Raw genomic sequence first — 11,425 nt, 5'->3', positions numbered from 1 at the left:
GTTCTTTAATGCTATTTGGTGTATCTTGTAAAAAAGATTTTAAAGAATATAATACAAGCAATTTAGCAGTAGACATCAATATGGAAACTGCCTTTAAACACATCCAAATGGGAGTATATAACTTCTCTGGTGGTGGTGATCCCAATTCTTACCAATTACAGCAGAACTTAAATTCAGATTGCTTTTCTGGCTATTTTATGAGCCAGGTATCTGGATTTTACAATAGTAATTTAAGTTATGCCCTAAACACTGGCTGGAATAAAGAGCCATTTAAAGTGGGTTATCTGGACGTCATGAGATATGTAAGCATCATCAAAGGATTGGGTGTGGACCAAAAATATCCAGGTATCTGGGCTATAGCTCAGATTATGCAGGTTGAGGGCATGCACCGTGTAACAGATATCTACGGTCCTGTTCCATATAGTAAAGTCGGCCCTCTTACGGCAAATGCTACAGGTATACCTTACGATAGCCAAAAAGATGTATACAACAATTTCTTTGCAGATCTGGATGAAGCTACCGCTGCATTAAAAACATTTATTGCTGGCGGTAAATCGCTGCCTTTTGAATTTTCTACCATGGATTTAATTTATGGCAGTAACAAAAGCACGGAATTTGAAAACTGGTTGCGTTTCGCAAATTCATTAAGATTACGCTTGGCATTGAGAATTGTTAAAATTGATCCAGTTTTGGCCAAATTACAGGGAGAAAAGGCATTGGATCCAGCAAACGGTGGTGTAATTACCGACAATACACAAATCGTGCAAGTGGCAGTACCAGCGGGGAATTTTAGTAATCCTTTAGCTTTTATTACCATAAATTGGGCAAATATATGCATTGGCTCTTCTATACAAACCTATATGACTGGTTACAATGATCCGCGGATTGGAAAGTATATGGATAAATCTTCAGATCCTACTTCTGCGGATCAGTACAAAGGAATTCGCATTGGGGCAAACACCGCAACTGTTGGTGTAGGAGGAAGTTCCTATAATAATTACTCAACGCTTAATTACAAAGATGGAACAAATCCTTCTTTCACATTGAGAACTCCACCAGTATTAATGACCGCAGCCGAAGTTTATTTTCTAAGAGCAGAAGCAGCACTAAGAAATTGGAACAACGTAAATGGAACTGCCCAAAGTCTGTATGAGCAAGGTATCAAAACTTCATTTGCTCAATGGGGTGTGAGTTCGAGTACTTATTTAGCTGACAATACAAGCGTTCCTGCTGCATATGTAGATCCGTTAAACACAAAAAATAATGCTCCATCTCCTTCTGCCATTACTATAAAATGGGATGAAGCCGCAAACGCTGAACAAAAGCTTGAGCGCATCATCACTCAAAAGTGGATAGCGAATTTCCCTGAAGGACAAGAAGCCTGGAGTGAGTTTAGAAGAACAGGTTACCCTAAATTAATTCCTGTAGCGAACAACAATAGTGGAGGAACGATCAGTACTGATATTCAGATACGCAGGTTGCCATTTAGCCAAAATGAATACAGTACAAATAATGCTGAAGTTCAAAAGGCCATTCAAATGCTAACCACACCAGCAGACAATGGAGGAACAAGACTTTGGTGGGATGTTGCCAACAAAGGTAATTTCTAACAAACAAATTAAAATAAGCGGTCTCTAAATTGACCGCTTATTTTATTAAATGCCCTAAGTAAGAATAACACACGAATGATACACGCACACAAATATCTAATCATGCTGGCCTTTCTTTTTTTTGTGGGAACAGCAAAATCACAAACTAAACTCACCCAATATGTAGATCCTTTTATAGGAACAGGTGGTCACGGCCATACCTTTCCTGGCGCAACCGTACCTTTCGGAATGGTACAGCTCAGTCCTGATAACCCTAAAAAAGGAACCTCTGCATGGGACTGGACCAGTGGATACAACTACAGTGACCATACCATTACCGGATTTAGCCATATGCATTTAAGTGGCACTGGAATTGGTGATTGGTATGACATTTCAGTTATGCCCCAGATCAAACTTACTACAGATACAGCCGATCACGGACAAGTTACTTTTGACCATAAAAATGAAAGCGCAAGTCCTGGGTATTACAGGGTAAAGATGGACAATGGCATCAATGTGGCTTTAACTGCATCAGAGCGCTGTGGATTCCATAGCTATACCTTTCCAGCCCATACACAGCCTGTGATCAAAATAGACCTTGGCTATCACATTAACTGGGACAAACCTACGGCAACCTACATCAAAAAGGTAAATGACTCTACCCTGGTGGGTTACCGTTATTCAACCGGATGGGCAAAAACACAAAGGGTATATTTCGCGGTAAAAACATCTGTTCCTTTTCAGAAATTCTATCTGAATGTAGATGGGACTGCATACGATGACACAGAAGCTAAAGGAAGTTCTGTTCTGGCTCAACTCCTGTTTTCTGAAAACAAAGAGATCAAAATGAAAGTGGCCTTATCAACTGTAAACACAGATAAAGCACTCTTGGCTCTGCAGGAAATCAAAGGTTGGAGCTTTGAAAAGGCCAAGCAAAAAGCAGAATCCAAATGGGAACATGAACTTGCCAAAGTTCAAATTAAGAGCGATGACCTAAAATTAAAACGTATTTTCTATACTGCACTTTATCATACTTGTATTGCCCCTACCTTATATTCTGATACTGACGGGACCTATCAGAATGCAAAGGGCGAAATCCATAAAATGCCGGCTGGACAGCAACGTTATACCGCCTACTCTCTTTGGGATACATTCAGGGCATTAAACCCGCTTTTTACCCTTACCCAAAACGAAAGATATCTTGGTATTCTGAACTCTATGCTGGCTTTCTATAAAGAAAATGGCCTGTTACCTGTTTGGGACCTGAGCAGTGATGAAACCAACACCATGACAGGTTACCACGCGGTTCCCGTACTTGCCGACGCCATATTAAAAGACATCAAAGGAATAGATGTTAAACTTGCCTATGAAGCGATGAAGAAAAGTGCCATGCAAGACATTAGGGGAAGCAATTATTACCGTCAATATGGTTATGTTCCACAAGACAAATATGGAAGCAGCGTAACCATCACCCTGGAATATGCTTATGATGACTGGTGCATTGCGAAAGTTGCAAAAAAATTGAATCTTCGAAAAGATTACGATTACTTTATAAAACGTTCTACTTTTTGGCAACCTTTGTTTGATACCCGTATTGGCTTTGCCCGCGCAAAAAATGCGGATGGTAGCTGGGTTACCCCTTTCGACCCTTACTATTCTGAACACGATCCGGATAAAGCTATGTTTACAGAAGGCAACGCCTGGCAGCATACCTTCTTTGTACCACATGATGTTAATGGGCTTGCCAAAAAATATGGCAGTAATGAAAACTTCGTTAAAAAACTGGATTCCCTGTTTAGTGTCAGTTCAAAAATGACTGGCGAAAATCAATCACCGGATGTTAGTGGAATGATTGGTCAGTATGCGCATGGCAACGAGCCAAGTCATCATATTGCTTATCTATATGATTATGTTGGTAAATCCTGGAAAACTCAAGAGCGGATTAGAATGATTGTAGATTCTATGTATCATGATCAGCCGGATGGAATTGCAGGAAATGAAGACTGTGGCCAGATGAGTGCCTGGGCGGTATGGAGTATCGCAGGAATGTATCCTGTAAACCCTGCCAGCGGACATTACATGTTTGGCAGTCCTTCTGCCGACGAAGTAAATATCGCTGTTCCGGCAGGAAAATTTACCATCAAGGCAAAAAACAACAGCAAACAAAATGTATACATCCAAAGTACCAGATTAAATGGCCAACCCTATACCAAAAATTACATTACACACCAACAACTCTTAAAAGGTGGTGTACTTGAATTTGTAATGGGACCCAAACCTCATAAATAATAAAAAAAATGCCCGCTGATATTCCTCAACGGGCATTTTTTTTATTCAGGAACTACAACTGGTGGCAATAATTTATACATGACAGGTGTAACCAAACGGGACAGTAAGGTAGAACTGATCAGACCACCAATCAAGACCAGTGCAAGTGGCGAATACAATTCGCTATATTCAATGACCAATGGCAATAACCCACCAATTGCAGTTAAAGAGGTTAGCAAGATAGGAACAAACCTGATTTCCCCTGCTTCTACAATTGCATCCTGGATACTTCTGCCTTGTGCCCTGAGTTGATTGGTAAAATCTACAACAAGCAAGGAATTTTTGACCTCAATACCTACCAGGGCTATAAAGCCTATTGTGGCTGTAAATGACAAGGTCTCTCCAGCAAGATAAAGCATAATCAAGCCCCCAACAATTCCCAGAGGGATTACCGAGAGTACGATCAGAATGCTTTTAAAGGTTTTAAACTCCAGGATCAGTACACCTAAAAATCCAAATACCGTAACGATTAGAATGATGCCCAGGTTTCCAAAACTCTCTTCCTTACTTTCCTTCTCACCAGCAACTTTAAAGGAGAAACCTTTGGGGAATTTAAACTGGTTTAATTGCGCTGTAATCTGTTGATCCAGTTGCTGTACATTATAACCTGGCTTTACAAATGCGGAGATGGTTACATACCTGTCTTTATCGTAATGCCTGATCTGATTAGGAGAACTTTCAAATCCAACAGAGGCTACATTTTTAAAAGGAATGTTCAGTCCTGAGGCAGAAGGAACGTACAGACGGTCAAATATACTGACATCCTGAATGTCTGCATTTCTCGGAATAGAAACATTCACATTATAATTATCTGCCTTCCCTATATCCTCCCGGTAGGTAGCTACATTTAAACCGGCAGCCCCCAGCCTGACTGTCTTGTCTATATCTGCGGAAGCAACACCAAGTATTCCCGCTTTTTCTTTATTGATGGTCACTTTAAGATCTGTTGGTTTCACCAGTAAAGGATTATTTACATAGATGGTACCATCTACTTTGCCTATCAGGGCAGCCACATCAAAAGCCGTTTTACGCAAAGCAGCCAAATCATCGGAATAGATACGGTAAGCCAGAGGTGCTTCCACAGGTGGTCCTTGTTCAAAGTCCTTAACCTTAATAGTAGCCCCTGGGTAATCCTTAAGTTGCTGTCTCAGTTTCTCTATCACAGCAACCTTTTCTCTTGTCTGCAAACCTTCTACCTGGATAAAGATCTCGGCATAGTTCTCACTCTCGTTATGCTGTCCAACATTATAATAAATCCTTGGATTTCCCTTTCCAACATTACTGGCAAAAGAACTTATTTCAGGTACCTTCTTTAATACAGATTCTACATAACGGGTTACTTCATTGGTCGTCGCCAGGTTTGTACCCTCGGGGGTTTCGATCTCTACCAGAAACATCGGTTTTTCCGATTTAGGGAACAAACTACTTCCAATTACTGGCACTAAAGCAAGTGATGCTATAAATATTCCTCCAATGATCATTAAGGTAATAGCCGGATGTTTTAGCGCCTTATTTAATACTGTTCCATAGGTCGTATGAATTCCCTTTTTCATTGCCCTCAGCAGAAAATTTCCTTCCTCACTTTCATGTGGTTTAAGAATAATACTCGCCAAAAATGGCACTACAGTTAAAGAAACCACCATAGAAGCCAGAATAGTCGTAATAACCGACAGCGGTAAGCTTCTGATAAAATCACCCGCACCTTCTGGAAGGAACACAATAGGCAAGAAAGCAAAGATCAGCAATACAGTACATCCAACTACTGCAATACCAATCTGCGAAGTTGCCTTCACAGAAGCTTCCAGCTTACCATAGCCCATTCGCAGATAGCGTTCAATATTCTCAACCACAACGATACTATCATCCACCAGGATGCCCAGTGCAACGATCATTCCTACAATGCTGAGTTGGTTAATATTGTACCCCAGTAGATTCATCAAAGTTAATCCTATAGCCAAAGAAAGTGGGATGGAAATCATCACAACCACAGAAGCACGGGTACCTAAAGGCAATAAAGTAATCAATACCAGCAAAATAGCAATGGCAAAATCACGGGTAAAATGAGAAAGACGTACATCTACACTTTTAGCCTGATCAAACACTTTAACCAAATCTATATTGGTGGGCAATTCTTTCTTAAATGCATCTATAACCGGCGCAACCTTATCCTGAACTGCGATAATATTTTCCTTATCCTTTAAACTGGCATTCACAAAACTACATCTGTAACCATTTAAACGCGTAATATGGGTTTCATCCTCATAACCCAAAGTCACATCGGCGATATCTTTGAGATAAACAACTTTCCCTTGCGCAGAATAGACTACTGTATTTTTTACTTCTTCCAGATTGGCAAAGTTTCCACTGGTTTTGATGTTCATTTTACTATTGCCAATACTGATGCTGCCCCCAGGTATATTGACATTCTCGCTTTGTAAAGCGGCTATTACCTGATTTTGGGTCAATTTTTCCTGAGAGATTTTCTGCAGGTTCAATTTCACATTAACCTGCTGCTCCGGAACACCTGCATAAGCTACCTTTTTTAAAGCCTTTATTTTTTCAAGTCTTTCTTTTAAGTCTTTTGCATATTTTTTCAATGTAGTATTAGAAGCATTTTCACTCACCAGTGCATACTGGTAGATACTGACGTCAGAAGGCGTTTGCTTTTCTATCCGGATGTCTGAGATATCAGATGGAAGGCTTCCCCGCAAACTATTGATTTCTCTCACCACCTCCTGGTATTTGTCATCCGTATTGGAGCTGTATTTGTAAATCACCTGCATTACAGCAAGCCCATCACTAATATTGGTGGTTACATGTTTAATATCGTCAAGTTCATGGATTTTCTTTTCCATCGGATCCACTACCAGTTGCTCCATATCTTTTGGGCTTGTTCCCGGATAAACCACCACTACAGTAAATTGTGGTGCATGTACTTCCGGATCCTCGCTTCTAGGCATAGTAAACAGAGAATACAGTCCAAGTGCAAATACGGCAATAAAGACAATGAGCGTAAACTGATAATTTTTTACTGCGAATTCAGGTAATTTCATCTTGTTTGTCTTTATTTATTTAATGATTTTAACCAAAGAGCCTTCTGTCAGATAAGCAGAACCTTCCCTGATCACCCGATCTCCAGAAGTTAAGCCGGAGGAAATAAACGCTTTATCCCCTTTTAAATAGGCGAGTTTAACGGCTTTCCTTTGTGCCTTTTGATTTACAACTGTAAAGACATAAGCACTATCGTTCTTCCCTTCTATCAGAGCATCTACCGGAACAGAGAGCAAATCTGTTTTGCCAGCAGGATAGATCTTAACCTTGGCAAACAGGCCAGAAATTAACTGAACATTTCCTGGCTCCAGCCGAACTTCTACCTGATACAAACCAGAACCACTATCGCTTCCCTGAGCGAGGGTTTTGACCTTTCCTGAAAAGGTTTGAGCATAGGCATCAAAGTGAATTTCTGCTTTCTCATTTCCACTGATCCTGGCCCGGTCTTTATCTGTAATGCCGCATTTAATCACCCAGTCCTTACCTGCAACACTACTCACAAATAGCACAGCAGCACCACCTCCCACTTGTTCTCCCTCATTGGCTAGTTTTTTTAGCACTACCCCATCTGTATTAGAAACAATACTGGATTGAGTGTTGTTAAAACGTGCAATATCCAATTGCTTTTTAGCAATAGCTAAACTGGTTTGTGTGTTTTCCAGTTGTTCCCTGGTACTTACACTATCTTTAAAAAGATTGGCAATTCGCCGGGCATCTCTTTTTGCTTTCTGATAAGTTTCTTCTGCCTGGTTCATCTGCGCACTTACTTCAGTCATATTCAATAAGGCCAGTACCTGTCCTTTGCGAACATGGTCTCCTTCTTTTACCAGGATACGGTTAATGATACCGCCTGTTTTAAAAGAAAGGTTACTTTGTTGTTCTGAAGACAACAGGCCCGAAGTTTCCAAAGGTTCGCTTTCCTGAAGTTCATTTGCAGAAATAACTTTTACAGGAACTGTATTATCTGTTTTTTCCACTGGCTTTGAGTGTTTGCAGCTGGTAAATATGGCAGTGCTGAGCATCAGCACCGCGAAATAGTTGATCTGTTTCATCTTTTAATTCTTTTCTTTGTAGGTTAAAGTATATAGCTTGCTTTTGCTCTTTCTAGTTCTGTTTGTCTGGTTTGCACATTCAGGTAAGCTATGCTTTCTTTAAGCTGGTCGTTGATCAGCCTGGTTTGTGCATCCAGTAATTCCAGGTAAAGTGCCTGTCCTTCTTTGTAAAGTCTTTGTTCATCTTTATAATATTGCAGTGAAAGCGCACTTTGGCTAACAGCTGCTTTGTAAGATTGAAGTGCGGCTGTTAAGCGGTTCTGTGCGGTTTCTGTTTCCAACAGTAATTGTTGTTCTGCCTGGTTAAGTTCTGTTTCAGCGGTTTTCAAGTCTAACCTGGCTTGCTGTATCTTATTATGATTTCGATTTCCGGAGAAAATCTGCCAGGATAAGGTTACTCCGAATAGATAATAGGGCGTTTCACGATTCACTTTTACAAAATCTCCCTGGCTACCTAAATCCAGAAAGGTAGACAACTTTGGAAGTACATGTGCTTTGCTTAACCCGAGGGAAAATTGGTTGACTTGAGTTGCAGATTCTAACACCAACAATTCTTCTCTTTTATGACCTTCAAGGCTATCCTTCTGTATCAATACAGGCCGTTCGGCTTCTATTTCAATGTTGCAGTTTAGAGGCTTGTTCAACAGAAAATTAAAATAGGCTGCAGCATTAAGGGTCTGTGCCCTGGCATCCTCCTGCTGTGCACGAAGGCCGGCAACTTCATTCTCCGCACGACTGATCACCGTTCTGATGGCCTTTCCATTTTTAACCATCGCCTGGTTGATCCTCAAATTCTCCATAGCCAAGGCCAATCCGTTTTCCAATACTTTTTCGGCTTGTAGAGATTGTAGATAAACATAATAGGCTAACTTAACCTGTTTAACCAGTTCTCTTTTGTAAACCTTTAACTGCGCTTGCTGCAAACTGATCTGTTGCTTTCTTATCCTGGAGTTAAAGATGATCTCCGCGTTATACAAAGGAAGTGTGGTATGAAGCTTTGCATCATAATAGTTATTGGGGTTAAAGGTCTGGCTCACATTATCCACTTGCGGAAATTTTCCCGAATTGGTCAGACTGTTTAAAGTGCTGTAAACCGGATTCAATAAATCCCCGATAGGGATTTCTATTTTACGTCCACCTCCAGATGTTAAATAAGAGGTATTGAATTCCACATCAGGCAGAAAAAGTCCTTTAGCTTCTTTAAGGGCATAAAGGCTTTTTTGAAAAGCAAAATCTTGCTTATGCAAACCAAGGTTATTTCTTAAAGCTTCGTCCAGATAAGTTTGGAGGGGATTTTGAGCAAAGACCTGCATTGGTACCCAGTATAGCAGGATAACCAGAAAGACTGTTTTAAATTTAAAAATCAATTTCATTTGAATCATTGTTTATAAAATGAACACTGTTTATTAAGAGCGGTGGGTTTTCTGTTTGTTACGATTTAATTCAAAAAAATTATCATTGGTTATTTAGTGAACAGTGTTTATGTTAGTGCAAATTTTTTTAAACCTTTATGTTCTGCATAAAATAATCCAGGCTTTGAAGTAATAAGTTCTCACTTAGGTCATCATCAATATTTAAGGACTTAAATCTATCCCGGATGCGTAAGGAAACCAGTCCGTGAACAAAAGACCACATACTCATTGAAATAGTGTGCGGATCTCCGGCTTTGATCATCTGCTGCTCCAGACATTCCGAGATCGTTCTGACAAGGTATTGAAAAGCATTATCACCGGCATCCCAATTAGCATGACACGCAATTTCAGCAAGTGGAGCTCTCATAATAAACATCAGGTCGTAGTAATCCGGATTTTCGACTCCAAATTTCAAATAGGTCTTTCCCATTTCAAATAGGCGATCGAAGGGATTTTGAATTTGGCTCAACAAAGTAAACTGCTGTCCCAAAAGTTCAAAACCTTGTTCATGGATCACGTAAAAGATTTCATCTTTCTCTTTGAAATAAAGATATATGGTTGCAGGACTATATTCGATATCATCGGCAATATTACGGATAGAAGTTTTTTCATACCCTTGCTCCAGAAACAGTTTAGTAGCCGATTCAATAATCAGTTTTCTTCTGTCCAGCTTATCCCGCTCTTTTCTATCTTTAATTGCCATAATAAATAACGGTGCAAATATAGTGAACACTGTTCAGTAAAACCAAATTATTCCAATATTTTCAAAAAAAAGGCTTCTGACATCAATCAGAAGCCTTTTAACCGAATAATAACTAAAGTTATTGACCAGCTATCTTCAACCGTTTACCTGCAATATCTTCCCATCTGTAATAATGAAATGTCTTATCATCACTCATCACTACGAATAAACCATGCTTAAATGTTGCATTTAAGGGAACAGAAACTATGTCAGAGCCATCGCTGTGGGAAGCTTGTACATTGGCTACCTTTAATAATTTGTGCTCAAATGGTTTTGTTTTTGTTCCTGCCCGGTCAAATATCTGGAACTTATTTGCGCCCTGATCTGACACCAGAATATATCCTGTAGTATCTGTTAATTTATAAATTGAAATTCCTTCATGATCTTCTGTAAAACCAGTCGTACCAAAAATAGACAATTCTTCGTTTCCCTTTTCAGGATCAGCATAATATTGCCTTACTCCTACCTGTTCATCAGAATAATAGATATAGCCCAGTTCATTGTCAACTGCAATGGCCTCTATTTCTTTTTTACCACTGTATTTGCCAAATTTGCGAACCAATGTTGCTTTAACAGCGCCCTTTCCATCGTCTTCCAGTAGGTACTGCCAAATATATCCTCCAGTGGTAGGTCCGGTTTTTCGGCCGGTAATAGCATACATTTTACCATTTTTGGAGGTATAGATAGAAATGCCCATTACATCTCTAAATCCTTTACCCAATTCTCCCTCGAATGCAGGAATTCCACCATTATCTACTGGAGTCATATCTGGTAAAGTGAAAATGCGAAGCTTATGCGTAATGCGTTCTGTTGTAATCGCAATATCGGTAGGTTTTCCATTCAAAACCAATCCATAAGCGATGTCTACATTGTTGGGGCGTTTGAGGTCTTTAACCACACGGACAATCTTTCCCTGAAGATCATATACATATAAAGCGCCATTTTCAGATTTGTCTGTACCCACTACCAGACTCTTTGACGGATTTGAAGGATTTAGCCAAATGGCCGGATCATCAGAATCAAACTGTACCGGCTCTGAAATTATAGCGGGTTTAATAATGGTCTTATCCTCAAGAGGAGAAACAGGAATAGCTGGCTTTTGTGCGCATGCCAGTTGGAGTTGTATTAGTAAAATGCCTGCGGCTATAATTGATTTATGCATGTAGATATAGTTATATTATAAGTTATTTGGTTCCAAAAGCACCAATATAAGTAGCAGGTTCAGGTGAGGTATAAGTAATGCCATTAACC

General features: G+C 39.9%; 7 protein-coding genes. 2 read left to right on the top strand and 5 right to left on the bottom strand.

The annotated features are described in order from the left end of the window. On the top strand, positions 1 to 1,610 hold a 1,610-nt coding region (locus tag DBR11_RS14140), incomplete at its 5' end, for a SusD/RagB family nutrient-binding outer membrane lipoprotein (protein WP_108553318.1). Between the two features lie 75 nt (positions 1,611 to 1,685). After that, positions 1,686 to 3,878 carry a GH92 family glycosyl hydrolase gene (locus DBR11_RS14135; protein WP_108553315.1) on the top strand — a complete coding sequence of 731 codons (2,193 nt, stop codon included), beginning with the start codon at positions 1,686 to 1,688 and terminating at the stop codon, positions 3,876 to 3,878. 41 nt (positions 3,879 to 3,919) lie between these two features. Here the strand turns inward: DBR11_RS14135 and DBR11_RS14130 are convergent, their stop codons facing one another. The 5 genes from DBR11_RS14130 to DBR11_RS14110 all read right to left on the bottom strand — a co-directional run bounded on the left by DBR11_RS14130 (position 3,920) and on the right by DBR11_RS14110 (position 11,336). Beyond that, positions 3,920 to 6,970, bottom strand: coding sequence for an efflux RND transporter permease subunit (locus DBR11_RS14130; protein WP_108553314.1), 3,051 nt, complete (start codon positions 6,968 to 6,970; stop codon positions 3,920 to 3,922). 15 nt (positions 6,971 to 6,985) lie between these two features. After that, on the bottom strand, positions 6,986 to 8,020 hold the full coding sequence (locus DBR11_RS14125; protein WP_233260757.1) for an efflux RND transporter periplasmic adaptor subunit: 1,035 nt from the start codon (positions 8,018 to 8,020) through the stop codon (positions 6,986 to 6,988). A 23-nt stretch (positions 8,021 to 8,043) separates the two neighbouring features. After that, entirely contained in the window at positions 8,044 to 9,393 is a 1,350-nt protein-coding gene (locus DBR11_RS14120; protein ID WP_108553316.1) for a TolC family protein, read from the bottom strand. Between the two features lie 127 nt (positions 9,394 to 9,520). Then, the gene (locus tag DBR11_RS14115; protein ID WP_108553313.1) at positions 9,521 to 10,135 is read right to left on the bottom strand and encodes a TetR/AcrR family transcriptional regulator; all 615 of its coding nucleotides are present in this window, start codon (positions 10,133 to 10,135) and stop codon (positions 9,521 to 9,523) included. Positions 10,136 to 10,253: 118 nt separating this feature from the next. After that, the gene (locus DBR11_RS14110) at positions 10,254 to 11,336 is read right to left on the bottom strand and encodes a phytase (RefSeq protein ID WP_108553312.1); all 1,083 of its coding nucleotides are present in this window, start codon (positions 11,334 to 11,336) and stop codon (positions 10,254 to 10,256) included. Positions 11,337 to 11,425: the final 89 nt, after the last annotated feature.

It is taken from the genome of Pedobacter sp. HMWF019 (assembly GCF_003061025.1).
In the GTDB taxonomy this organism is placed as follows: domain Bacteria; phylum Bacteroidota; class Bacteroidia; order Sphingobacteriales; family Sphingobacteriaceae; genus Pedobacter.
Note: the sequence above shows the minus strand (reverse complement) of the source record. Positions and strands in the feature narration are given on the sequence as shown.